This window comes from Thermostichus sp. OS-CIW-32 (assembly GCF_054060415.1).
On sequence record NZ_JBSSDD010000001.1, the window covers coordinates 284836 to 309091 of the forward strand.

Here is a 24256-nt window from a genome sequence, read left to right on the forward strand (position 1 = left end):
CCTTGATGAAGCTAGACAGAGGCCAGCGTCCGCCGCTTGGTGACCATCTGGTACACCTCGATGATGTCGCCTTCCTGCCAGGATTGGAACTTGTCGATGCCGATCCCACACTCGAAGCCCGCAGCCACTTCCCGCACATCGTCCTTGAAGCGCTTCAGGGAGTCTAGACGTCCCTCGTAAACTACCTCCCCTCTGCGGCGAACTCGCACCAGAGCATTGCGCTGCACCTTGCCCGAGAGCACATAGCTGCCGGCAACCGCACCGCGCCCGATGGGGATCACCATGCGCACCTCCGCCTGACCCAGCGGCTCCTCCACTTCTTCCGGCTCCAGCAGGCCCTCCATGGCCGCCCGCAGATCGTCCAGCAGGTTGTAGATGATGTCGTACTCCCGCACATCCACGCCCTTGTCATCGGCAGCCTGGCGGGCGCCGGGGGCCAGGGTGGTGTTGAAACCGAGGATGATGGCGTCGCTGGCCGCAGCCAAATCCACATCGGTTTCCGTGATCTCGCCAGGGGCCGCCAGCAGAACCCGCAACTGGACTTCCTCTTGGGGCAAATCCCGCAGCGCTGTCTGAATGGCCTCGGCGGATCCCTGGACATCCGTCTTGATGATCAAGTTCAACTCCTTGAGCTGGCCTTCTTGGGCTTTGGCGGAAACGCTACCCAAGCTCACGCGACGAGACAGCAGCGCCTGTTGCAGACGGGTTTGCCGCAGCGCTTCTGCCCGCTCTTGGGCAATGCGACGGGCTTCTTTTTCGTCAGTGTAAACCTGGAACTCATCGCCGGCTGCCGGGACTTCATCCAGGCCTAGCAGTTGTACCGCCGAAGAGGGCCCGGCTTCTTGCAACCGCTGGCCGCGGTCGTCCATCATCGCTTTGACCCGGCCCAGCACTGCGCCGGCCACCAGGGTATCCCCCACCCGCAGGGTGCCGTTTTGCACCAACAAAGTAGCCACCGGCCCGCGAGCTTTGTCCAGGTGGGCCTCGATCACCGTGCCACGGGCGGGACGGTTGGGATTGGCCTGCAGCTCGGCCACATCGGCCACCAACAGGATCATCTCCAGCAGAGCATCCAGGTTACGGCGGGTGAGAGCGCTCACCTCCACCATCGGGGTATCCCCACCCCACTCTTCTGGCAATAGGCCATGCTCCGCCAACTGCTGCTTGATGCGCTCCGGCTGGCTGCCGGGTTTGTCGATCTTGTTAATGGCCACGATGATCGGCACCTGAGCCGCCCGCGCATGGCTAATGGCTTCCAGAGTTTGCGGTTGTACCCCATCGTCGGCGGCCACCACCAGAACCGCGATGTCGGTAACGCGGGCTCCTCGGGCACGCATGGCGGTAAAAGCCTGGTGGCCGGGAGTATCCAGGAAAACGATGCGCCGCTTCTGGCCTTCAAAGTTCACATCCACATGGTAGGCACCGATGCGCTGGGTGATCCCGCCAGCCTCTCCCTGGGCCACTTTGGTGTCGCGGATGGCATCGAGGAGGGTGGTTTTGCCGTGATCCACGTGGCCCATGATGGTCACCACCGGCGGACGCGAGACCAGATGGTCGATGTCCTCCACATCCAGCATTTCGGTTTTTTTGGCCTCGGGTTCTGCCTCGGGTCGGCGAATCTCATAGCCCAACTCTTTGGCCACCGACTCGGCCAGCGATTCATCCAGGACTTGGTTGATGGTCACCATCACCCCTTTGAAAAAGAGGGTTTTGATGATCTCAGTTTCGGCCACGCGCAGGCGATGGGCCAATTCCTGAACGGTGAGGCTGCCATCCAAGAGCAACACCTTCTCTTCGGGCAAGGGCTCTGTCCCGCTAGCGCGATCGGCAGCACCAGCCTCAGCGGAGGTAGGTTGCTGCTGCAAACGGGCAGCAGGGCGGGGGCGGGCAGGGGGAGCAGCCGTTGCCGCGGGTGGGCGATAGGAAGGAGGCTTGGCGGTGGGGCGAGCCAAGGGCTTGAGGGCGTTTAGCTCAGCCTGCTTGACCGCTGAAATGATGGTCATGGGATCCAAATCCAAACCATCTCCATCTCCTTCCCCCCGTCTCCGACTGCGTTTGCGTTTGGCTTGGACGCGGGCAGCCCGCCGACTGAGAGCTTGTAGCTCGTCGTCCTCTTCTTCTTCCGTTTTGCGCTTGACCTTGGGTGGGGTAGGTCTTACGGGAGCCTCCGCCAACACTGGGCTGGGACGTTCCCCAGGGATTCTTTCTGGCAAGGGAGAGGCAGCATCTGGGTCAGGGGGAGCCGGCTTGGCCACAGGACGGGTAGGGGGCCCCACCAATTCCATCCGCCGCTGCGGACGAGGAGCTTCACCGACTTTGCTGCTGCTGACACTGTCTTCTTTGGTTGCCGGGGAGCGCGTGCCAGGGCGAACGGGTGCGCTCACCAGTTGTGGACGGGGGCGCTGCGCAGGTGGAGGAGAAGGAGCTTTTTCTTCCGCAGGCTGAGGAACGCGGGCGTGGCTGGGGGATGGTGCTTCTGAGGGGCTGGGGCGACTGGGCTCGGGAGCTTTTTGCGGCGGTTCAGGCCGCTCTGCCGGCGGTTTTGTCCCGGAGGTAGCTCGTTGAGGGGGCGAGAGTACGATTGGGCGCTTGGTCACAGGACTGGGCTCCGAGCCGCTGGCTTTGGCCGCGGCAGACTCAGAGGGAGTGGGAGGGGTTGCCGGTTGAGAAACAGTCTCCGGCTTTTGGGTGGCCTCAGACGAGCGGACAAGAGGGGTAACCTGCCGCCGCGGTGGGCCTATGAGCTGAGCACCACCAGCCGATCCCTTTTCGGGGGAGACTCGCTCAGGTCGAGACAGCGAGGGCTTGGCAGCCGGCAGAGTTTCAGCAGTCTTGGCTTCGCCAACTGGAGCTGGCTGCTGAGCAGGCGCGGGCCGACGAATGCCGACGATCGCGCTGGCGGTGCCGGGCGCTTTCTGCTGAGGGCGCTCACCGGCTTTAGCTTCAGCAGGAGGCTCCGGCGGCAGGCTTTCAGATGGGGGTTTGGGCCGGGGTCGAGGAGGCTTCACAATGCGGGAGGCGCCCAGCTTGCTGCGCACCAACTCAGCCTGCTCCGGAGAAATGGTGCTGCTGTGGGTTTTGAAAGGGATCCCCAGTTGCTCACAAACCTCCAGCACATCCCGACTGTCACGCCCCATCTCACGGGCAATATCATAAATTCGAACTTTATCGGTCATTCGTCTGCTAGCCTCTGCTCCTTTCTCCTCGTCAGTTTTACTATCCAAACTCAATGGGAACCAAGTTATTGGGTTGAGCCGAACCTTTCGGGCTTGCGGGGGCTTCCTCCGGCGCATCGAGAACAGCTCGGCAATCCTCCGGGGATCCGGCCTGAAGGGAACCCAGGTCTGAAGCTGCTCTGGCAACATCCACAGGGGACATCCAGTAAAGCAACCGAGGAAGAACGAGCAAATGTCAACAGCGCCTCCAGAATAACCTCTCTGCAGTTCATCCCACTTGGCCTCAGTTTTCCAGCCAACTCCCATTCTGACAGTTGAGAGGGGCTGCCGTGTGGTTCGCAACTTAGCGAACCTGAAGAGGCGCTTTGAATATCTTACCTACATTGGGAATACCTCTAAGGCTCAGGCTTTTGGAGAAGATGTCCCTGGGAATCTTGCTCAAGAGAATCCAGCAGCCGTTGGAACAACGAGTCAGGCACAGGTGCCTTGAGGGCTCGGTTTATCTGTTGCTTGCGCCGGGCTGCTTGCAGACATTCCAGCCGCCGACAGACATAGGCAGAGCGCCCCATACCCCCGCCCAAAAGCACTTGGTGGGAATCAAATTGTCTGACCAGCCGCCACAGTTGTGAGCGAGGAAACAACTGGCGACACCCTACACAACGGCGCAGCGGATCGGCACCCGGCAAGAGACTCTATCCTGCTGATACACTACAAGCAAGCCCTATCTAGCCTACTCCAAATCTGGCGCCCGCGATCGCAGAAACTCAAAGAAATACTCCACCAACTGGGGATCCCGCCAACCCCTGTCTGTTTCTTCCCGCAAGATGCTTATGGCCTCTTGAACGGTGAACGCTCGCTTGTAAGGTCGCTCTGAGGTGAGGGCGTCGTAGATGTCGATGATCTGAAAGATGCGGGCCACCAGGGGGATCTCTTCCCCCTTGAGGCCGTCGGGATAACCGCTGCCATCCCAACGCTCGTGGTGGTGACGGATGAGGGGCAACACCTCTTTCATGGTGCGTAGTGGGCGGCAGATTTGCTCCCCGATCAAGACATGGGATTTCATCACCTCCCACTCTTCCGGGGTATGTTTGCCTGTTTTACCCAAGATGGCATCGGGTATGCCCACTTTGCCGATGTCGTGCAGGTAACCTCCCCACATCAGCACCTTGATCAGGGGACGGGGCAGATGCAAAAACTCGCCGAAGCTCTTGGCCATTTGTGCCAGGCGCTCACAGTGATCCCCGGTGGTGGGATCCCGGCTTTCCACACTGCGGGCAATGGCGAACAAAACCTGGGCAGCATGATCCAAGTCTTCATTGAGGTGCTTTTGGCGAACGAGGGAACGCACCCGCGCCAACAATTCCGACTCGTCAAAGGGCTTGCTCAAGAAATCATCTGCCCCAGCTTCAATACCGCGCACGCGATTTTTGCGATCGCTGGCCGCTGTAACCAATACCACCGGGATCAAGCGTGTCTCATCATTCGCTTTGATGCGTCGACAGACCTCGAACCCATCCAACCCCGGCATCATCACATCCAGCAAGATCAGATCCGGCTGGAAGGTTTTCAACATCTGCAGGGCTTGATTGCCGCTTTCGGCCTCGCTGACCCGATAGCCAATGCTCTGCAGCAGATCCCCCAGCAGCAGGCGGCTGTTGGGCTGATCATCGACGATCAAAAGATGACCGATCTCTGTCTCATCCGCCTCATCCGCAGAAGGTGTGACAGGGATCCCAACTGTCACGGGCATCTTGGGCATCTCGAGTTTGGCGAGTTGGGCACAGGAAAAGCTGGTCACTGCAGGATCCCAGTAGCAACACCTCTACGGTAATCCCATCAGAGAAAAAAGAGCATCAGGCTTTACACTGAGCTGCTCCGGGAAAGGGAAGGGTTTTCTGATACATTTACGCTGAACACTGCTGAACATCACTGTTCAACTATGCAGCGATAGCATTCTGTTTGTTTCCAACCAGAATGGCGGTATCCCGCAAAGCTTTGAGTAGAATACCCAAAGCGCAGTTTCCGTGTCGTCTTACTACCAATTTTCTGCTTTGCTTTGGCTACCATGTTGGCAGACTCGAAAGTAAACAGAAAGATCAACTGGTAGTAATCCGTACTGAACATATTATACATTATTTTCAGTATAGTTGAGCTTATTATTGACTAGAGTCATGCTCCCATCAACCCAGGGCTTTGTGAGCAATTGTACAAAGCCTAGATATCCTGGCAGCCTCCTTCTGTTTAGTCTGATACAGATGCTCCGGAGAGTGGATGCCCCAGTCAACTCCCCAGGCTCCTACGTCAGCTTGCCAGTTGAGTGTCGGGCCCGGTATTTGGCCCCCGGAGTACCGGAGAGTGCTGGGTTCTCTATGAATGCAAAATGAATGCAAAGGCCGAGAATTACGGCCCATCAAGAAATTAAGGGGCACAGCAGCAACACTTCTCTGGGAGAGGGGCTGGGGCTGATGGTCTGTTGAGAACGGGCTTGGAGTGGATGCACCTGAACTGGATGGATCCAATCCTAACTTGGGACTCTCGAATCGATTACTTGTTGAGAAAGTCCCCCAGATTGAGGATGGTGTTTTGCTCGCTGACGATGGCTTGGATGTCGTCGGGCAAGTTGCGGACATACTCGAGCTGGATGACGTTCGGGTTGCTGCGCAGCGCTTCCCCTTTGAGGGCGATGGCTTGGGCCTCACCGCTGGCTTTGACAATCATTCGTTGTTTGATGAGTTGAGCCTGCTCTACGCGAAACACTTCTCTTTGCTTCTCTTGCTCGGCAATTTGTTTGGCTTCGATGGCCGACTGAAACTCTTTGGAAAATTCCACATTGCGCAAGAGCAAGCTCTGCAGCACCAGCCCTTCTGGCTGCATTAGGCGAGAGAGCTCAGCGGCAATTTGTTCTTGGATTTCAGCTCGTTGCTCAGAATAAACGCCAATGGCCGAATAGCGGGCGATAACATTGCGCACCACGGCTTGGGAGGCGGGGCGAATAATTTTGTTCAGGTAATCGGGGCCTACATTGCGATGGATTTCGGGAACCCGATCCGGATCCAGGCGATAGCGCACCGAAACATCCAGATCCACCCGTTGCCCATCGGCAGTGAGAGCGGTGAGGGTATCGTCGGCTTTGACGCTGCGCTCTTCACTTCGGCTGGTCATGTTGTAGGTTTGGGTGCGCACATCGTAAAGGGTGGGGAACTGCAGCACCGGAATCAGCAGATGGATCCCCTCGCGGCGGGGAGTCATTTCCACTCCCGTGAGGCGGTTGAAGATGACGGCTTCGTAGCCGGGTTGGACAACCAGCAGACAACGGGGCAGGAGGGTCAGCAGCGCCAAAAGCAGGCCCAGCAGAGGCAGAAAGCGCGAAGTCTTGCGGTCAAGACTAAATGGTCTAGGGCGTCGCATGCGCATGGGCAAGGGCTCCGGGATCCAAGAGCTTTTTTATCTTAAGGGGTGTGCTGGCTAGCTCAGCACCCAGCGCTGCAGGGCAATGCCCAGCAGCAGGCCAAGGCCGCCGAAGCGTACCACCTGCCAAAAGGTAGCGGGGACAGGATTAAACACCTCTAGCACATAAGCCTGCAGGCGTTGCTCCAGTTGACTGGCTTCAGCTTGGATTTCGGCCCATTGTTCAGGGGAAAGCTGGGCTATGCGCTCCAATTCTCTGAGGTCGGCAAGACGAGCCTGGAGACTCTGGAGTTTTTCCTGCAGAGCCTCGAGAGGATCAAAGGGATCGGGATTGGCCGTCACGGCTGGGCCTTTGTAGGGGGGTAGGCTTGGGGAGAACGGGATCCGGCAAATCCGGTTTGGATCTCGTTGAAGGGTTTGGCTTTGATCAGCCCTGGGGGAACGGGATCCAACTTGAAGAGGGCGCGAATAGCGTTTTCCACCTCGGTGATGGGGCGGTTGCCGACGGATTGATAGACGATATTTCCCTCTGGGTCGAAGAGGAGGGTTTGAGGCACTTGTCCGGTGTAGTATTGGCCGCGCTCGTCGCCGGGCAGGAGGGAATCGACGGAATAGGGGATGAAATAGACCCCCAGCCCGTAGCGAACCTGCAGGTTGGCAACGGTGGCGGCGTATTTTTTGCAATCGCTACTGTCATCGATGTAATACACGAGGAGGGCCGGGATCCCTTGCTCTTTCGCCTGCTTCAAGGAAACGCGGGGGGGGATCATGCCGCCATTGGCCCCGTAGAGGGCAAAGATGTTGCCATCGTAACGGTCGTCGTTGAGCAGGGCGCTGGCGGGAGGGGAAAACCAACCTGTCAAAGCGATGAGCAGAGCCACCAGGAAGATACGAAGCAACAGCATGATCTCATCCTCTTCTGAGAAGGGATCCTCGGCGATCCATCTTTAGAAGTAGGGAACACCCTCATTGTGCCATCTGGCGCTGACGCTGCCCCGTTGCCGTTCAACACTGACGCAACCAAGAGCAGCTACAGCCTCAAGCAGCAAAATGAATGCGCAGGTAGTCTTCTTCCATCTTGGCGCGGGCCGGGGTCATGGCCGCTAAAGTCTGGGGCAGAACCAAGTTGCGGCGGTGGTTGCCGATGCGGATGTTCAGCTCATCCCCGGTTTTGGTCAATTCCACCTGCTCTTTCGGGATCCCGGGCAAGTAAAGATCCAGCCGGTACTGGCCGTTGTCGGTTACCACATTCAGGGTTTGCTCGGCATAGAGCACGTCCGCCGGGTTGCGATCCCCCCAGAGGTCTTTTTTCAGGCGGGCTAGGGCGTCCCATCCCACCAACTCCTCGGAGTACAGCGGGATCTCGAAGACCGGCAGGGGGGCAAAGTTTTCGTGGATTTCCTGGCGATATTTCTGTTGGGCTGCCTTCCAGGCGGCAAAGTAGGGATCCACCACTCCATCGGGCAAGATGCGGTTGGCAATCACCAAATCGGTGGCCACCCCGTAAAGGCTGAGGTAGGCGTGGGCCCGCAGCGATTCTTTGATCACCATCTTTTCGGGGTTAGTGACCAGCCGCACTGAGGTGATGCGGTTGTTGGTGAGGATGCGCTCCAGCCGCTCAATCTTCTGATAGAACTCATAAGGAGCATCCAGCACCTGGTCATTCGGCAGCGGGATCCCGGTCAGCCCCTTCACAATCGGCTCGGCAATAGGACGCAGCATTTGCGCCAGCCCCTGCAGGGGTTTGTAGAACCTGCGCATGTACCAGCCCGAAACATCCGGCAGGCTCAAGAGGCGCAGGGCCGTGCCTGTAGGGGCCGAGTCGATGATCAACACATCGAACTTGCCTTCGTCGTAATGGCGATTCACCCGCACTAGGGCAAAGATCTCATCCATCCCTGGCAAAATCGCCAGCTCCTGTGCCTGCACCCCATCTAGCCCTCGCGCCTGCAACACCTGGGTAATGTAGGTTTTGACGGATCCCCAATTCAGCTCCAGTTCGTTGAGGGCGTCCAGCTCCGCCCCCCAAAGGTTAGGTTTGACCTCGACCGGCTCATGGCCCAAGGGCTGATCGAAGCTATCGGCCAAAGAGTGGGCCGGATCTGTGCTCAGCACCAAAGTTTTCAGGCCGATCTCGGCACAACGCCAGCCGGTCGCCGCCGCCATCGAGGTTTTGCCGACTCCACCCTTGCCGGTCATGAGGATGATGCGTTGCATGAGAGTGCCATTTACATTCTTTTACATCCCTAGCCTAACCGATTTGCTGTGCTCTTCGAGAGGCAGCCAAGGGGCTGAGGTGCAGCCAGCGGGTAAACTATTCATTTGATTACCAAATGATTGCCAAAAAGCTGATGGCAATCATGGCCAAGAAGTCAAGCCTGTTGCAGGCATGTGGGAGGTATATGATGATCTGTCGCTGGCGGAGTGTGTTGCTGGTTGCCATCCTGACATTGGGGCTGTGGCTGGGATCCCTTTCTGTGCAAGCGGCTGCTGGCCTGCCCCGAGAGCTGCAACAACTGGAGCAACAGGTAGAGCGGCTGCAAAGCCTGGTGGAGGCGGAGGACTGGTTGGAGATCCGCTCCTACATCCACGGGCCGATGGGACTCACTCGTAAGACCTTGACCGGCCTGGCGGCTACCCTGCCAGATAAACAAAAGCGGGAAGTGCTGCGCCTGGCTAAGGAGATGGGCCGCAGCTTAGAACAACTAGACTTTGCCGCCAAAGCCTATGACCAACCCGAGGTGGAGGCAGCCCAGGCCAAGGTGAAAAAGACCTTGCAGGCGCTGGAGGCTGTGTTTTCCTAGTGAGGATCCCTTCTCTCTTTGGCGACTTTGGCGATATGGTGGTTTCAAGTTAGGGTGAGACGCCTAGGCCACTGATCGCGCCAGCGGGACGGAGTCCTTGAAAAGCCTTCTGGCCCTGCGCATTCAAGGTTTTGGGTGCGGATGCAGGGCCCTAGTTTGAATCGAAAACGCAGTCATTTCAAGTAGTGTAGTCATTTTTTAAACAGGTAATGAAACATTTCTGTCGCATTGGTCTCTAACTCCCCTCTCCCTCTGGGAGAGGAGCTGGGGGTGGTCGCGGCAGCGGCGCGGAGCGTTTGGGGAGTGTCTCAATCTAGTTTGAAATGACTGTAATTTACAAACAGGCCGTAACGGCTGCTACTTACAGCGGATGTTGCATCAGCCAGAAGCCGGCGAAAGACTGGGCCCTGAGATCGGTTTGAATGGCAAGAAAGTGGAGCCCCTGGGCCTGCTGCTGGCGCTGGGCAAAGACTTCTGCCTCTGTTCGCAGTGTTTCATCTCTCAATTGTGCAAACAGATAACAATCGTTGAGGCCCGCCTCGAGCAGTAGCCGTCCGTCTGCCACACTCAAGTAGGCGGGCTCCATACCGCTCATCCAGGCTGCCATCGGCAAAGCCCGCTGCGAGGTAATCACCAAGCCGGGAATGAGGGTGCTCCGCACCACTGGTGCCAATGGGTCGGGCGTCAAAGTGTCCCAGGCAACCGGAAAAAGCTCGCCAAATTCTATCGGCCAGGCGTCGGCTTCCCGCAGATCCTCAGCTCGCAAGGTCACGAAGGCCCAGCGTTCTCCCTGCAACTTGTCCGGCAGACGGATGGGATCCGGCGGATCCGGATCCACAGGAGGTTCGGGGCTGTAGGTAAACTGAGTCTCTTGAGGGTAAACCTGCTCTGCCCGTTCTCGCATCCAAGCTTTGAGGGTGTAAACGCGACGACTGGGCAGCATCGGGATCCCAACCGCATCGCAGGCCCGTTGCAGGATGGAACTCATGCGGGCTCGAAACACACGAATGGCCGAGGGAGGCTGGGGAGCCGCTTCGAGGTAGCTCCGCAACTGTCGTGCCACCCAGGTGCTATTCACCTCTTGGTTACTGCAATACTGCGCTTGGCGAAACCGGCCGGTGGGATCGCATACCAACAGCTCCCAAACCCTTCGGTTCTGCTCATCCCGCAGGGGGACGGCGTTGAAATCCATCTGCCAGATAGGGCCGCGCGCAGGGCCAGAACGCAGGGGTTGAGTGGCCAAAGGTTCCTCCTGTTTGCACTACATGCCACTTGAGCGGGCCGGGGATCGTTCGCGCGAGCGGTGGGAAGCACTGTCCCCGACCAAGGCCAATTCCCGCTCCCCGAAAATGGCGGAAGCGTTGCGGTAGTACTTAAACTCCAGCAGGTTATGGAAGGGATCCTGCAAAAAGAAGGTGCCGTGTTCCAAGGGGGTGTCAACAAAGCGCCAACGCGGCTCCTGATAAAAGGGCAAGGCTCGCTCCAGGGCACGGTCGGCCAGCGCCTGCCAATCCCCTTGGGTGGGGAAGATCAGGCCAAAATGACGAGGGTAGATGCCCCGCTGGGGCGTCAGCTCTTCGTGGGTGAGGTGGGCCACCAGTTGATGGCCGTACAGGTTAAAAATAACGGCAGCAGAGGTTTCTCGACCGATCTCACAGCCCAAGCCATCGCCGTAGTAGGCCTTGGCCAAGGCAATATCGGCAACTGGAAAGGCCAGATGAAAGCGGATGGGTTCCATAACGTCGCTCCTAAAAAGCCACCAAAAGTGCCCCACCAGCCAACATCAGAGCCAGCACCCCGAGCTGTGGGGCTTTTCCCCGGCTAATGGGATCCCCGCTCTTTTCAAGGTAGGCGATCTTAGAGCTGCTGCAAGGTGGGATCCCTTCCCGAGCCCGAGATAGACTATACGCCTTTGCGCAGGAGTGCCAACTGCTCGGATGCTATAACACTAGCTGGGGTGTTACCCCCGTGGCCCAGTCTGCAACAGACAACTCGGTGTGTTGAGAGCGTTGAAGAAAGGAAAGGGCAATCTTGGCTATGACCAGCATCTGGATTGAGCAGCGCCGCCGCGAGGATGAATCTCGCAACTTTTTTTGGATGGTGGCGCTGTCGCTGCTGCTGCACGTGCTGGTGCTGCTGGGATTGCTCCACTTGGGGCGGCTTTGGCTCACTCGCGAGCCAGAACAAGAAGCCATTGAGTTTATCCTTCTGGATCCAGAAGATCTGCAGCCCCCAGAGGAAGCAGATCTGGTTTCAGAAGTTGATTCCCGCGATGGGGGTGAGCGGGTAGAAGCCCCTCCGTCTCAAGGCAGTCCACCTCAATCTCAGGCCGCCCCTCCCCAGGAGGCCCCTCCGCCGCCGCCGCCAAGACCCCAACCACCGCCACCGCCTGCCCCTGTTCCACCACCACCTGCCCCGGCTGCAGTTGCCCTGGCAACCCCAACTCCAACCCCTCCACCCAAGCCCACGCCTACCCCAACCCCCGCTCCCCCTCAGCCCACCGCGACCCCGACTGCGGCACCGCCCCCTCCCACGCCTGTCCCCAGACCTACTCCGACCCAAACTCCACCGCCTGTGGCGGCTGCTCCCTCCCCAAGGCCCACTCCCCCGCCGACTGCGGAGCCCTTGCCCATACAGCCAAGCGAGCGGGTTTCGGATCCCAGCCAATTGGCTCCCGTTCCGCCCGCTCCGCAACCGGTGACAGAGGTTCTTCCCGCCCAGCGGCCCTCTGACTCTTCCCAGTTGGGGCCTCCGGTCAGTGCCTCTGCTCCCAGCAATGGAGCCGGGATCCAGGGCAGTGGAGCCAGTGGATTGGCCAACCCCACCCAATCCGCTCCCAATCCCCCCAGTGTGGCAGCGCGGGCCGATGTGGATTGGGGCCCCTGGCTGGCCGCTTTGCAACGGAAAGTGGAGCAAAATTGGATACCTGGGCAGACCGGTACCTCGCGCCGCACAGTGGTGATCTTTACAGTGGGTCGAGCTGGCGATCTGCAGAGCATTCGCCTGGGGCGCACGTCCGGCAGCCAACAAACAGACGATGCAGCGCTGACGGCTATCCAGAGGGCAGCTCCCTTCCTGCCGCTGCCTGAGGCTTACGAGGGCAACTCGGTGACAATTAATTTCACCTTTGATATCAACGTGCTGGGCCAGTTGACTGTAGGGGGATCCGCCAACTGAGGTTGGGGATCCCAAGTTGGCCGGGTCTAGGCAGTGGCGGCAGCCGTTTTCTCGAGAGCGGCCTCTTCTTCCTGCAGAGATCCCATCTGGATCAGCTCAATTTTGTAGCCATCGGGATCTTCCACAAAGGCGATTACCGTGCTGCCGTGCTTCATAGGGCCGGGCTCGCGCACCACCTTGCCGCCCCGCGCCTTGATGACCTCGCAGGTGCTGTAGATATCCTCAACCCCAATGGCGATACATCCCTGCCCTCAAGGGCAGGGCTTTACGGCGTTTTTTCGGTAAAACCGCAGGGAGCGCTCCAGGTTGCCGACGCGGATCATGGTGTGGAGAAGGCGCATGGCACAAGCTCCGAGAAATGGGCGATGCTGCACTTATTTTAGTCTTTGACCTTTTAGTCTTTAGACCGTTGAGGATCCCTTGATGAGCCAAACGCCTCTGCAACGCACCCCCTTGTTCTCCCTTCATCAAGCTTTGGGGGCGCGATTTGTCTCTTTTGCCGGCTGGGAAATGCCGCTGCAGTATCGGGGAGTGATAGCAGAACATCGGGCAGTGCGGGAGAGGGTGGGGACATTCGACATTTCCCACATGGGCAAGTTCACCCTCTGGGGGCCGGAGCTGGGATCCCACCTCAGCCGTCTGGTTCCCAGCGATCTGAGCGCCGTTCCTGTGGGATCCGGTCGCTACACCGTCCTGCTCAATCCACTGGGGGGCATTTTGGATGATGTCATCTTCTACCGGCATCCACCGGAGGGTGAGCTGGAGCACTGGAGCGTGATCGTCAATGCAGCTACCCGGCAGAAGGATTGGGATTGGCTCAACCACCACTTCCAAGGGATCCCCGGAGTCAACCTTCAGGATCACTCCGACACTCGGGTCTTGTTGGCGGTGCAGGGGCCGGCAGCCGAACAGGTTCTCCAGCCCTTTTTGGAGGGATCCCTGAAGGCTTTGCGCCGGTTTCAGCACGGTCAGTTTGCCGGAGCGGCGGGAGCCTTGGGAGAGTCTATCTTCGTGGCCCGCACTGGCTACACCGGAGAAGATGGCTTTGAAGTCATGCTCAGCCCCGAAGACGGCATCCGCCTTTGGGAGCAACTGATTCAGGCCGGCGTACAACCCTGTGGGCTGGGCTGCCGCGATACCCTGCGCCTGGAGGCTGCCTTCCATCTTTACGGGCAGGACATGGACGAGAGCACCACTCCCTTAGAAGCCGGCTTGGGCTGGTTGGTGAACAACCCAGGGGACTACATCGGCAAGCCCGCCATCGAAAGCCAACGGCAGCAAGGGATCCCTCGCCACCTGGTGGGGTTTCGCATGCTGCATCCGGCCATCCCCCGCAGCGGCTATGCCATCTACGCTCCCAACTCCCCTGAGCCGATCGGACGGGTAACCAGCGGCACCCATTCTCCCAGTTTGGGCTACGGCATCGGCTTGGGCTATGTCGCTCCGGCTTGGGCCAAGGTGGGATCCCGGCTGGAAATTGAAATTCGGGGGCAGCGCCAGCCTGCCGAAGTGGTGAAAAAACCTTTCTACAGTGCTGCGCACCGCTGACGCAAACGGTTACAGGTTCCCGTTAACCCAGGGTTTGGCAGCTTTGGGCGTGGAGTATTCCTGTTGCAGCCGCCGCAATTTCCGCAAGGCCCGCCGCTCAATTTGTCGGACTCGCTCTCGCGAAAGGCCGATGTGCTCCCCAATTTCCCGCAGCGTTAGGCCCCTCGATCCATCCAGCCCATAGCGAGCCACGATCACCTGTCGTTCTCGTTCACTCAGTTGGCCCACCAGCGCGCGGACTTCCTCTCGACGGGCAAGCTGGGTTAGGTGTTCAACAGGGTCGTTGTCTTCATCTGGGATGAAGTGCTGCAGCTCGGTGCCGTCTTCATCCCCTACCCCCACATTCAAGGAACGCATCTCTGCCATGTGGCGGGTGATCAGCTCCCGGTAGTTATCGCCAATATCCAGAGAATCAAAAACTTCTTCCGCTTGGGGACGGGATCCCCTTTCGGCAGATAACTCGCGGTAGCGCCGCTTCACCTGGGAGACCTTTTCGTACATGTGGGCCGGCAGACGGATCATCCGCCCCTTGTTTTGGATGCCCCGGTTCACGCTTTGCCGGATCCACCAAGTGGCATAGGTGGAGAACTTGTAGCCACGGGTGGGATCGAACTTTTCCACGGCGCGGGTGAGGCCGATGGTGCCTTCCTGAATCAGATCCAGAAACGGCAAGCCTCGATTGCGATAGCGCTTGGCAATCGACACCACCAAGCGGAGGTTACACTCCACCATTCGTTTCTTGGCTGCTTCCCCCTGCCGCAGGATCTGCTGCAGCTCTGCTAAAGGGATCCCCAGCCGCTGGCTCCAACCTTCCACAGACTCATGGGGCTGCCGTTGCTCCAAGAGCGTCACCATCCGCTGCACCTGGTGAGCCAGGCGGAGCTCTTCTTCAGCGGTGAGCAACGAGTAGCGGCCAATCGTCTTTAAGAAACGCCCCACCGCATCTTGCAAGTCAAGACTTTCTGACATATCAAACCCCACACCATAAATTCATGTCCTGTCAGAATCTCTACTTCTCCTGCTGCATCGGGCCCTCTTCCTACACACGAAGCTGACCTTTCTGCAAACAGCACCTTATTCATACCAGCACAAAAGCCTTTTCGTAAAGGCTTTGACTTCGAAAAATCTAATCCAGAACTCGGTGTTTGACTCACTAAATTTATTGAGGCTGCTTCACTAGACACTACCGGCAGTGCTTTAAGTCCTTTTTTATTGAGTAGTAACTCTACCTTAAGTAGGAGGGAAGAGATCAACTATTTTATAAACTCAATCTTAAGTTCTAGATAGATTGAAAAAATTATTCCACTTGCTTGACCAGTTTTTGGTACCAAATCAGATCTTCAAGAGATCTTCAAGAGACAAAAAAGCAATTTTTTCATCCAATTTGTGGGACTAGAGATGAGTATTTTTGTTCGCAGAGCCATCGGAAAAGCTTACTTGGCAAGGCACAGCAAGGGTCATCGGCGGGTTTTTGGAACGGCTTGGGGCTGGTTTGGTACCTCATCGCCGGCAATTCCAGCCGGAGACAGACGAGAACAGATCCCTGTGGGACAGATTTTTGCTGCTGCCTCCAAACATAGTGGAGACTATCGTCAATTCTTGACTTTAGACGCTAGATGTAGATCCAAGATTTCTGTGTTACCGAACACGCCAGGCGCGGATGCCTCAGCCTTGGTGCTCCGTACCGCTATCGCGAATGCCGCAGCGCGCGCCTACATAAGAAGGCAGGTCAGGCCAGCCCAGCGACCCTCCAGGCCCAGGTGTGTTGCACTCCTGCGGGAGAAAGGGGGAGCTGCGTTCCGCTCGCTCGACCCACCGCAGGATGGTTTACATTTCTTCCACCACCCCAAGGGCGCTTTATAGTGAGGATCCGGTCTCCATCGGTCAAAGGATTGGAAGGGCCATGTCTCACTTCACCACCCTGCAAGTGCAAATCAAAGACGCCGATCTCCTGGAAGAGACTCTGAAGGAATTGGGCTACGCTGTGCAGCGGAATGCCAGCCTGCGGGGCTATCTCTGGAACCGCACCCGCGCCGATCTGGTGATCCGGCAAAAGAATGGCTTCGACATCGGGTTTCGTCGCAACGGGGATCACTACGAGCTGGTGGCCGATCTGTGGGGGGCGGGCATCGATCCCAAGACCTTCCTGGAGCCGATTTTGCAGCGCTACGCCCACAAAAGTTTGCTGCGCTCAGCCCGTGAGCAGGGCTATACCATCGAGGCCGAAGAAGTGCTGGAGGATGGCACCATCCGCGTGGTGGTGGGGCGTTGGGTATAGCTAGGCCCATCGGCATCCGCCCATGGTAGGTAAGCCTCAGCCGGCTGTCAGGACTGGCCAGGGATCCCGGCCCCAACCTTGGGATCTGGTGTTGGGGGGGCAAATGGCAACCGGGAGCGCCCCGGCCCATGCCTTAGTGCTGGGAGGTCTCGAGGGGGCGCGGCGACGACTCGCCCATAGCGATGAAGCCGTGCGCTTGGCCACCCTGCCCCAGTTGCTGCAGTACGGGTCGGCGGGCCTGGCCGAACTCATTGAAGCCCTCGCCGGCAATAGCTCTTGGGCAGTCCGCTTGGCAGCTTGGCGGCTGTTGTCTCAGCTTGGCCAGCCGGAGGCAGAACGGGCCTGTCGCACCTACAGCCCTTTTCGCCCGGTGGGGGGAGCGCAAGGGGTGATCGTGGCCTATCGGCGTGGGGAGCGGAACTTTGCCTATGCAGACCTGGAGGGAGCCGACCTTCAAGAAGCACGGCTGGGGGGGATCAACCTGTGGGAGGCCAACCTGAGGCGGGCCAACTTGCGCTTTTGCAACTTCAACGGCGCCCGGCTGCGGCAAACGGATTTGCGCCAAGCGGATTTGCAAGGGGCCAAGCTGAGCGGAGCCGACTTACAGGGAGCCGACCTGCGGGGATCCGACCTGAGGGGGGTAAAAGTTAGCGGCACCAGCCTGCGGGGATCCCGGCTTTCGGAAGAGACCCACCTGGAAGAACGGGTGCGCCACATTTGGCAGTTGCAAAACTGGGGGGGACAGGGGCAAGATTTCTCCGGCCAAGACCTGAGCAAAGCCGATCTGCGAGAACTGGTGCTCTGTCAGATCCGGCTGAGGGGAGCGGATCTGAACCGGGCCGATCTGCGCGGATCCAACCTGGAGGGAGCGGACTTGGGGGGAGCCAACCTACAGCGGGCGGACTTGCGGGGGGCCAACTTGCAAAATGCCGACCTGGAAGGGGCCAATCTCAGCGGCGCCGAGCTGCGTCAGGCCCAGTTTCAGGGGGCTAACCTGCGGCGGGCCGATGTCAGCGGGGCCAACCTAACCCAAGCCAACCTGGAAGGAGCTCAGATCGAAGGGTTAAAGCACAGCGGATCCCGGATTGCCGGCCTGATCTTTCCCGACGGCACCCCGATCAAGCCCTGGTGGTGGTAACAGGTGCCTACCGCTCACCCAATGAGCCAAATCCAAAGGAATCCCAAGATCCCCCGGCAATTGGGCAAACCCGGATCACCATAGGAGTAGAGATACCTATGGGGTACAGCTATGGTTCTGGCAGAACAGCTCTCGACAAAACCGCTCACCGCCGACGAGCTTCGCAAAATGGATGCCTACTGGCGGGCCGCCAACTATCTGTCGGTCGGGCAAATCTATTTGATGGACAACCCGCTGCTGCGAGAACCCCTAAAACTGGAACATGTGAAGCCACGCCTGCTGGGGCACTGGGGCACCACACCCGGGTTGAACTTCATCTACGTGCATCTCAACCGCATCATCAAACGGGAAAACCTCAACATCCTCTACATCACCGGCCCCGGCCACGGTGGCCCTGCTCTGGTGGCCAACACCTACTTGGAAGGCACCTACAGCGAGGTGTATCCCAACATCGGCCAAGACGCCGAAGGCATGCGCAAGCTCTTCAAGCAATTCTCCTTCCCCGGCGGCGTGCCCAGCCACGTGGCTCCGGAAACCCCTGGCTCCATCCACGAGGGGGGAGAACTGGGCTATGCCCTGGCCCACGCCTTTGGGGCTGCCTTTGATAACCCCGATCTGCTGGTGGCCTGTGTGGTGGGGGATGGAGAGGCGGAAACTGGGCCCTTGGCCGCTTCCTGGCATTCCAACAAGTTCCTCAACCCCATCCACGACGGGGCGGTGCTGCCGATTCTGCACCTGAACGGCTACAAGATCGCCAATCCCACTGTTTTGGCCCGCCTCAGCCGTGAAGAGCTGCAAAATCTGTTTGTGGGCTACGGCTACAAGCCCTACTTTGTGGAAGGCTCCGAGCCGGCAGAGATGCACCAGTTGATGGCCGCCACTTTGGACACGGTGATCCACGAGATCCAAGAAATCCAGCAGCATGCCCGCAGCAAAGGGGATCCCACTCGTCCCCAATGGCCGATGATCATCCTGCGCACCCCCAAAGGCTGGACCGGCCCCAAAGAGGTGGACGGCAAAAAGGTGGAAGATTTCTGGCGCTCCCACCAAGTGCCCCTGGCGGATCTGGCCAAAAAACCGGAGCACCTCAAGGCTCTGGAGGACTGGATGCGCAGCTACAAGCCGGAAGAACTCTTCGATGAAAATGGCCGTCTGCTGCCGGAGCTGCAAGAGCTGGCCCCCAAAGGGGAAAAACGCATGGGGGCTTTGCCCCACGCCAACGGCGGCCTGCTGACGCGGGAGCTGAAAATGCCGGATTTCCGTCGCTACGCCGTGCCTGTCCCCCGCCCCGGCACCACCGAAGCCGAAGCCACCCGAGTGCTGGGGCAATTTTTGCGGGATGTGATGAAGCTCAACCCCCACAACTTCCGCCTCTTTGGCCCCGATGAAACCGCTTCCAACCGCTTGGATGCTGTGTTTGAGGCCAGCGACCGCACCTGGGTAGCTCCCATCTACGATTGCGACGAGCACCTCTCCCCCGATGGACGGGTGATGGAGATCCTCAGCGAGCACGTCTGTCAGGGCTGGCTAGAAGGCTATCTGCTAACCGGGCGACACGGGTTCTTCTCCTGTTACGAAGCCTTTATCCACCTGGTGGACTCCATGTTCAACCAACACGCCAAGTGGCTGAAAACCACCCGTCACATTCCTTGGCGGCGGCCCATTCCTTCCCTCAACTACCTGCTGACTTCCCATGTGTGGCGGCAGGATCACAACGGCTTCAGCCACCAGGATCCCGGCTTTTTGGATCACGTGGTCAACAAAAAGGCCGAAATCATCCGCGTCTACCTGCCCCCGGATACCAATACTTTGCTCTCGGTGGCCGACCACTGTCTGCGCAGTCGCCACTACGTGAACGTGATCGTGGCAGGCAAACAGCCGGCCCTGCAGTACCTGGACATGGATGCGGCCATCAAACACTGCACCCAGGGCTTGGGCATCTGGGAATGGGCCAGCAATGATCAGGGTTCAGAGCCGGATGTGGTCATGGCCTGCTGTGGCGATGTGCCCACCATGGAAACCCTGGCGGCGGTGGACTTTTTGCGGCAGCACCTGCCGGAGATCAAGATCCGGGTGGTGAACGTGGTGAACCTAATGAAGCTGCAGCCGCCCAGCGAACACCCCCACGGCATTAGCGACAAGGAGTTTGTCAGTATCTTCACCCCCGACAAGCCCATCGTGTTTGCCTTCCACGGCTATCCTTGGCTCATCCACCGCCTCACCTACCGTCGCCCCAACCACCACAACTTGCACGTGCGCGGCTACAAGGAGGAAGGCACCACCACCACCCCCTTCGACATGTGCGTTCTCAACCAGGTGGATCGCTTTAACTTGGCCAACGACGTCTTGGAGCGGGTGGATCGCTTCAAGTACCGGCGGGATCACGTCCAGCAGCTTATCCGGGACAAGCTGGTGGAGCACAAACACTACATCCGCGAGCATGGAGAAGATCTGCCGGAGGTGCGCAACTGGAAGTGGCCCTATTGAAGGGATCCCCACTCAACTAACTTTCGCCTCTGAGCTCTGGCAGGATAGAGTTTTTGAGGGTTTGGAGGTTGAGGGTGTGAGGGGTTCAGAAAGAGTGGATGCGGATACACTTCCCGATCTGGAGGTGGAAGAGACGGAGTGGGGCGGGATGGCGCTCTCGCTGGGGCTGGGTTTGGCCCTCTCGACCCTTGTGATTGGGATCCGCCCCCAGGTGGTCGTTCCTTTTGGATTGAGCGCGTTGGGTTCGGCCCTGCTGGGATCCCTGCTCATCCCCGGGTTGCGGCGCTGGAAGGCGGGGCAAGTGATCCGCCAGGAGGGGCCCCAATCCCACCAGAAAAAAGCAGGCACACCCACCATGGGCGGGATCAGCTTTTTGCCCGTGGGGCTGCTGGTGGCGGGGATCTGGAGCGGCTGGGATCCCCATTGGCTGGCCGTCGCGCTGCTCACGCTGGCCTACAGCTTTGTCGGCTGGCTGGACGATTGGCTGGTGATCCGACAGCAATCCAACAAGGGGCTGTCTCCCAAACACAAGCTGTTGCTCCAGGTGGGAGTTGCCCTTGGGTTTTGTGTCTACCTGGCCTGGCAGGGGATCCCGACCAGTCTGACCTTGCCGGGGATAGGCACCCTCTCTCTGGGCTGGCTGTTCTGGCCCTTGGCCCTGTTTGTGTTGGTGGGCACCAATAATGCCGTAAACCTCACCGATGGTATGGACGGCTTGGCGGCAGGGGTGGTGGCCATCCTGCTGATTGGGCTGGGGCTCCTTCACAGGGATCCAGAGCTATCGGTGTTGGCTTTCACCCTGAGCGGTGCCTGCTTGGGGTTCCTGGTTCACAACCACCACCGGGCGCGGCTGTTCATGGGCGATACCGGATCCCTGGGGTTGGGGGGCGCTCTGGCCGGGTTGGCGCTGCTGGGGGATCAGCTCTGGGCCTTGGCCCTGATGGGGGGAGTGCTGGTGGCCGAGGCGCTGTCGGTGATGCTGCAGGTGGGCTACTTCCAATACACCAAACGCAAAACCGGCACAGGCAGACGGCTGTTGCGCATGTCGCCCTTGCACCACCATCTGGAGCTGGGGGGCTGGTCGGAGGTGCAGGTGGTGGGATCCCTCTATGGGATAACGGCGCTGCTGGTGGGGCTGGGCTGGGCCTGGTGGCACTGGACCGGAATGTGAGTTCGAGCTGGGGATCCACCGGGATTCCAATGGGGGCCTGACCTCAAACGGGTTGTTCGGCGTGGGAAATGGCCACCGGCAGATCGGCCCCCACCCGCTAAGTCCCGGGATCCCTTCTGTTGTGAGGAAAACGCAAAGATTACTGACCGATGTTTGTTCCCTGTCAAATTTCCAACTGAATCTTTTACATTCACCGTTGCAGATCGGGGATCGCTGTAACGTATGGATATGAACTTAAGTTAACATTGCCTTCCCCTGTAACCCAGTTGGAGGCCTCTAAAAGGAGTGTAATCTCATGATGCCGAGTGGCTCCAAAAATTCCGATAGGCCAGCGGCACAGTCAGGGCACAGCGATTTGGTCTCCGACCCGCCGATGCAAGCGGCTCCTTCTCCGGCAGGTGCTGCTGAGCTTTCCTCTGCGCGGCCGTACGTGGTGTTGCACGGCCATTTCTATCAGCCGCCCCGAGAGGATCCCTGCCTCAACCGCATTCAGCGACAGCCGAGCGCCAGCCCCTTTCACGACTGGAACGAGCGCATTTGGGCGGAATGTTACCGCCCCAACGCCTTTGCCCGCGTTCTGGACGACCAAGGACGGGTGGTGCGCATTGTCAACAACTATGAATTCTTGAGCTTTAACTTCGGCCCTACTCTCCTCTCTTGGCTAGAGGAGCATGACATTGAAGTTTACCAACGCATTTTGGCCGGCGACCGTCTCAGCGCCGAGCGGCTGGAGGGTCATGGCAATGCCATCGCCCAAGTCTACAACCACGTCATCCTGCCCCTGGCCAACGAGCGAGACAAGTACACCCAGATCCGCTGGGGAATTGCCGATTTTCAACACCGCTTTGGGCGCCATCCCCAGGGGATGTGGCTGGCCGAAACCGCCATTGATGCAGCAACGGTCACGGCCTTGGTCGAATGTGGGATCCGCTTCGTCATTTTGGCCCCCAGCCAAGCGCAGCGCATTCGCCCCTTGGGACAAACGGAGTGGATCGACGTTAGCCAAGGCCAGATCGATCCCCGTCGGCCCTACCGCTGCTTTACCCCCGATCGGGAGGGGTACTTGGATATTTTCTTTTTCGATGGCCCCATTTCCCGTGACTTGGGCTTTGGGGATATCGTCTACAGCACCCACTCTCTGGCGGAGCGGATCCGTTCCGCTCTGCGCCCGGACAAAGAGGGGGAAGCCTATCTGATCAACTGTGCCACCGATGGCGAGACTTTTGGCCACCACAAGCGGGGTGTAGAACGCACGCTGGCCTATGCCTTTTGCGAGGAATTTCCCCGCCGGGGCTGGCAGGTGGGCAACTACAGCCATTTTCTCAGCCAACATCCCCCCACTTGGGAGGTGCAACTGAAACCGGTCACCGCCTGGAGCTGCGCCCACGGGGTAGGACGGTGGTCGCGAGACTGTGGCTGCGGAGCGGTGGGAGGGTGGCACCAACGCTGGCGGCAACCGCTACGGGAGGCCCTCAACTGGCTGCGGGATCAGCTAGCCGAGATCTACGAGACGGAGGCCAGAGCCTACCTGCGGGATCCCTGGCTGGCGCGGGATCGTTACATCGAGGTGATTTTGGATCGGGAGCGCTGTGATGCCTTTTTGCAGGAGCACCAAAGCCACCGCCTCACCGCCGAAGATCGGGTGCAGGTCTTGCGTCTGTTGGAGATGCAGCGCTACAGCCAGTTGATGTTCACCAGTTGTGGCTGGTTTTTCGAGGAGCTATCCCGTCCTGAAGGGGTGCAGATCCTGCGTTACGCGGCACGGGCTATCCAGTTGGCAGCAGCAGTGGCGGATGTCAACCTAGAAGAGGAGTTTTTGCAGCGCCTGAGCAAGGCCCCCAGCAACCTCGACCTCTACAGAGACGGCAAGGGGGTCTATTGCGCCTTGGTGCGCCCCAGCTTGATCAGCCCGCAACGGCTGGTGGCTCAGCACGCCATGTTTTCCCTGTTTAACGGGATCCCCCGTTCCCAAGGATATGTGCTGGATCAAGTGGATCAAGAGCGCCTGACGATAGGCGGGTCGACACTGGCTATCGGGCGGGTGAAGCTCACTTTTCCCACCACCCGCGAAGAGCACGATCTAATCTACGCCGTGCTCCACCTCGGCGGCTGGGACTTTCAATGTGGCGTCAAGCCGTTTGCTGGGCGGCGCATCTACGAGCAGATAAAAGCGCGGCTGCTGGCCGGATCCCACAGTCGGATCCAGATGATCCTGATCCTGCAAGATCTGTTTGGGCCGGAAACCTTCGACCTGAACGCCCTGAACGACGAAGACCGGCAGCAGATGATGCGCTGGCTCACTCAAGATACCCTAGACCGCCTGGCCCAGCTCTACCGCCAAACCTACCTGGACAATTACGGGGTCTTGATGGCCTTTCGGGCCGACGGCCTGCCGATCCCGGAAGAGTTGTTGGCTGCCGCTCAGATCACCCTCAACCAACGCCTGTTGACCAGTTTGCGGGCGATGGAAATGGAAGAGGGCAAGCGGGATCACCTGCTGGAATTGCGGGCAATTGTGCGCGAGGCCGAGCAGTTGGGGTGTCAGTTGCGGCGGGAAGAGGCAGCCCGGGTTCTGGATCGGCTCCTACAGCGGGGGATGTGGCACCTTGCCCACGCTTTTGAGCCGGAGACCTTCGGCGAACAGCTCTACAACCTGGAAGAATGGCTGCAATTGGCTGCAGACCTGCGCCTGCCCATCAACTTGGATCGCCTGCAAGAGCTCTATCTGACAGCGCTGGAGCGTCAAATTGGCCCGCGTTGCCCAGCTTGGCCCCAAGAAGACTGCCGAGACATTTCTGCCGAAAACCTGCACCGCCTCTTACAGGTTGGGCAGCGAATTCGGGTTAACGTCAACGCCTGGCTGCGTCACTTACAACTCCAAGATTAGGGTCATTTCAATTCATCAAAATAGGACACTGCACCTACACCCAAAACGTTGGTCGCGTCGTCGCATCTTCGCGTCAGCATTGCGGAGCAATAATGCACAGGCTTGTAGGGCTTTTCTCAGCAGCCCAGGCGTCTCACCCTGACCCGAAAAACTACCAGTTGACAGCTAAGTGAACTTCAAGC

General features: G+C 59.0%; 18 protein-coding genes and 2 pseudogenes. 8 read left to right on the plus strand and 12 right to left on the minus strand.

The window, feature by feature from the left end; genetic code table 11:
- Positions 1–11: 11 nt before the first annotated feature.
- The 8 genes and pseudogenes from infB to ACVWY8_RS01375 all read right to left on the minus strand — a co-directional run bounded on the left by infB (position 12) and on the right by ACVWY8_RS01375 (position 8801).
- The gene (infB, locus tag ACVWY8_RS01340; RefSeq protein WP_457392268.1) at positions 12–3176 is read right to left on the minus strand and encodes a translation initiation factor IF-2; all 3165 of its coding nucleotides are present in this window, start codon (positions 3174–3176) and stop codon (positions 12–14) included.
- A 395-nt stretch (positions 3177–3571) separates the two neighbouring features.
- Positions 3572–3862 carry a YlxR family protein gene (locus ACVWY8_RS01345; protein ID WP_011432759.1) on the minus strand — a complete coding sequence of 97 codons (291 nt, stop codon included), beginning with the start codon at positions 3860–3862 and terminating at the stop codon, positions 3572–3574.
- Positions 3863–3906: 44 nt separating this feature from the next.
- The gene (locus ACVWY8_RS01350; RefSeq protein ID WP_457392265.1) at positions 3907–4926 is read right to left on the minus strand and encodes an HD domain-containing phosphohydrolase; all 1020 of its coding nucleotides are present in this window, start codon (positions 4924–4926) and stop codon (positions 3907–3909) included.
- 187 nt (positions 4927–5113) lie between these two features.
- Positions 5114–5297 (minus strand): annotated as a pseudogene (locus ACVWY8_RS01355) (hypothetical protein); the annotation flags it as partial.
- A 423-nt stretch (positions 5298–5720) separates the two neighbouring features.
- Positions 5721–6590: a prohibitin family protein gene (locus ACVWY8_RS01360; protein WP_148202707.1), complete on the minus strand. Its 870-nt coding sequence runs from the start codon at positions 6588–6590 to the stop codon at positions 5721–5723.
- 51 nt (positions 6591–6641) lie between these two features.
- A complete protein-coding gene (locus tag ACVWY8_RS01365) occupies positions 6642–6926 on the minus strand; it encodes a hypothetical protein (RefSeq protein WP_041436379.1) in 285 nt (94 codons plus the stop codon).
- A complete protein-coding gene (locus tag ACVWY8_RS01370; RefSeq protein WP_457392262.1) occupies positions 6923–7489 on the minus strand; it encodes a thylakoid membrane photosystem I accumulation factor in 567 nt (188 codons plus the stop codon). The genes ACVWY8_RS01365 and ACVWY8_RS01370 overlap by 4 nt, the downstream gene beginning before the upstream one ends.
- Before the next feature lie 133 nt (positions 7490–7622).
- The gene (locus ACVWY8_RS01375) at positions 7623–8801 is read right to left on the minus strand and encodes a TRC40/GET3/ArsA family transport-energizing ATPase (protein WP_414332153.1); all 1179 of its coding nucleotides are present in this window, start codon (positions 8799–8801) and stop codon (positions 7623–7625) included.
- Positions 8802–8986: 185 nt separating this feature from the next.
- Here ACVWY8_RS01375 and psbQ point away from each other — a divergent pair, with 185 nt between their 5' ends.
- The gene (psbQ, locus tag ACVWY8_RS01380) at positions 8987–9388 is read left to right on the plus strand and encodes a photosystem II protein PsbQ (protein WP_414332154.1); all 402 of its coding nucleotides are present in this window, start codon (positions 8987–8989) and stop codon (positions 9386–9388) included.
- Between the two features lie 361 nt (positions 9389–9749).
- On the opposite strand, the gene ACVWY8_RS01385 is transcribed toward psbQ, so the two are convergent.
- On the minus strand, positions 9750–10631 hold the full coding sequence (locus ACVWY8_RS01385; RefSeq protein WP_457392259.1) for a Tab2 family RNA-binding protein: 882 nt from the start codon (positions 10629–10631) through the stop codon (positions 9750–9752).
- 18 nt (positions 10632–10649) lie between these two features.
- Positions 10650–11126, minus strand: a complete 477-nt coding sequence (locus ACVWY8_RS01390) for a VOC family protein (protein WP_414388801.1) — start codon at positions 11124–11126, stop codon at positions 10650–10652.
- Between the two features lie 299 nt (positions 11127–11425).
- Between ACVWY8_RS01390 and ACVWY8_RS01395 the strand changes: the two genes are divergently transcribed.
- Positions 11426–12565, plus strand: a complete 1140-nt coding sequence (locus ACVWY8_RS01395) for an energy transducer TonB (RefSeq protein WP_457392256.1) — start codon at positions 11426–11428, stop codon at positions 12563–12565.
- Between the two features lie 26 nt (positions 12566–12591).
- Here the strand turns inward: ACVWY8_RS01395 and ACVWY8_RS01400 are convergent.
- A pseudogene (locus ACVWY8_RS01400) lies at positions 12592–12816 on the minus strand (VOC family protein); the annotation flags it as partial.
- Between the two features lie 172 nt (positions 12817–12988).
- On the opposite strand from ACVWY8_RS01400, the gene gcvT reads away from it, so the two are divergent.
- Positions 12989–14113, plus strand: a complete 1125-nt coding sequence (gene gcvT, locus ACVWY8_RS01405) for a glycine cleavage system aminomethyltransferase GcvT (protein ID WP_414413391.1) — start codon at positions 12989–12991, stop codon at positions 14111–14113.
- A gap of 9 nt (positions 14114–14122) precedes the next feature.
- Here the strand turns inward: gcvT and ACVWY8_RS01410 are convergent, their stop codons facing one another.
- Entirely contained in the window at positions 14123–15082 is a 960-nt protein-coding gene (locus tag ACVWY8_RS01410; RefSeq protein WP_011432772.1) for a sigma-70 family RNA polymerase sigma factor, read from the minus strand.
- 934 nt (positions 15083–16016) lie between these two features.
- Here ACVWY8_RS01410 and ACVWY8_RS01415 point away from each other — a divergent pair.
- The 5 genes from ACVWY8_RS01415 (at position 16017) to ACVWY8_RS01435 (ending at position 24074) form a co-directional block, all read left to right on the plus strand.
- Positions 16017–16391: a DUF1257 domain-containing protein gene (locus ACVWY8_RS01415; RefSeq protein WP_457384385.1), complete on the plus strand. Its 375-nt coding sequence runs from the start codon at positions 16017–16019 to the stop codon at positions 16389–16391.
- Between the two features lie 22 nt (positions 16392–16413).
- The gene (locus ACVWY8_RS01420; RefSeq protein ID WP_457392252.1) at positions 16414–17529 is read left to right on the plus strand and encodes a pentapeptide repeat-containing protein; all 1116 of its coding nucleotides are present in this window, start codon (positions 16414–16416) and stop codon (positions 17527–17529) included.
- Between the two features lie 111 nt (positions 17530–17640).
- Complete coding sequence (locus ACVWY8_RS01425) at positions 17641–20016, plus strand: phosphoketolase family protein (RefSeq protein ID WP_457392249.1); 2376 nt, start codon at positions 17641–17643, stop codon at positions 20014–20016.
- A gap of 148 nt (positions 20017–20164) precedes the next feature.
- Positions 20165–21187 carry a phospho-N-acetylmuramoyl-pentapeptide-transferase gene (gene mraY / locus ACVWY8_RS01430; protein WP_414406790.1) on the plus strand — a complete coding sequence of 341 codons (1023 nt, stop codon included), beginning with the start codon at positions 20165–20167 and terminating at the stop codon, positions 21185–21187.
- A gap of 295 nt (positions 21188–21482) precedes the next feature.
- Positions 21483–24074: a DUF3536 domain-containing protein gene (locus tag ACVWY8_RS01435; protein ID WP_457392246.1), complete on the plus strand. Its 2592-nt coding sequence runs from the start codon at positions 21483–21485 to the stop codon at positions 24072–24074.
- The last annotated feature ends 182 nt before the right edge of the window (positions 24075–24256 follow it).

What these genes read in the sequence shown, in the direction of transcription:
- ACVWY8_RS01370 (WP_457392262.1), bottom strand. Translation starts at nt 7,489, where the DNA reads ATGCTGTTGCTTCGTATCTTCCTGGTGGCTCTGCTCATCGCTTTGACA.
- ACVWY8_RS01390 (WP_414388801.1), bottom strand. Translation starts at nt 11,126, where the DNA reads ATGGAACCCATCCGCTTTCATCTGGCCTTTCCAGTTGCCGATATTGCC.
- ACVWY8_RS01350 (WP_457392265.1), bottom strand. Translation starts at nt 4,926, where the DNA reads ATGCCCGTGACAGTTGGGATCCCTGTCACACCTTCTGCGGATGAGGCG.
- gcvT (WP_414413391.1), top strand. Translation starts at nt 12,989, where the DNA reads ATGAGCCAAACGCCTCTGCAACGCACCCCCTTGTTCTCCCTTCATCAA.
- ACVWY8_RS01420 (WP_457392252.1), top strand. Translation starts at nt 16,414, where the DNA reads ATGGTAGGTAAGCCTCAGCCGGCTGTCAGGACTGGCCAGGGATCCCGG.
- ACVWY8_RS01435 (WP_457392246.1), top strand. Translation starts at nt 21,483, where the DNA reads ATGATGCCGAGTGGCTCCAAAAATTCCGATAGGCCAGCGGCACAGTCA.
- psbQ (WP_414332154.1), top strand. Translation starts at nt 8,987, where the DNA reads ATGATGATCTGTCGCTGGCGGAGTGTGTTGCTGGTTGCCATCCTGACA.
- ACVWY8_RS01375 (WP_414332153.1), bottom strand. Translation starts at nt 8,801, where the DNA reads ATGCAACGCATCATCCTCATGACCGGCAAGGGTGGAGTCGGCAAAACC.
- ACVWY8_RS01425 (WP_457392249.1), top strand. Translation starts at nt 17,641, where the DNA reads ATGGTTCTGGCAGAACAGCTCTCGACAAAACCGCTCACCGCCGACGAG.
- ACVWY8_RS01415 (WP_457384385.1), top strand. Translation starts at nt 16,017, where the DNA reads ATGTCTCACTTCACCACCCTGCAAGTGCAAATCAAAGACGCCGATCTC.
- ACVWY8_RS01395 (WP_457392256.1), top strand. Translation starts at nt 11,426, where the DNA reads ATGACCAGCATCTGGATTGAGCAGCGCCGCCGCGAGGATGAATCTCGC.
- ACVWY8_RS01410 (WP_011432772.1), bottom strand. Translation starts at nt 15,082, where the DNA reads ATGTCAGAAAGTCTTGACTTGCAAGATGCGGTGGGGCGTTTCTTAAAG.
- ACVWY8_RS01360 (WP_148202707.1), bottom strand. Translation starts at nt 6,590, where the DNA reads ATGCGCATGCGACGCCCTAGACCATTTAGTCTTGACCGCAAGACTTCG.
- infB (WP_457392268.1), bottom strand. Translation starts at nt 3,176, where the DNA reads ATGACCGATAAAGTTCGAATTTATGATATTGCCCGTGAGATGGGGCGT.
- mraY (WP_414406790.1), top strand. Translation starts at nt 20,165, where the DNA reads ATGGCGCTCTCGCTGGGGCTGGGTTTGGCCCTCTCGACCCTTGTGATT.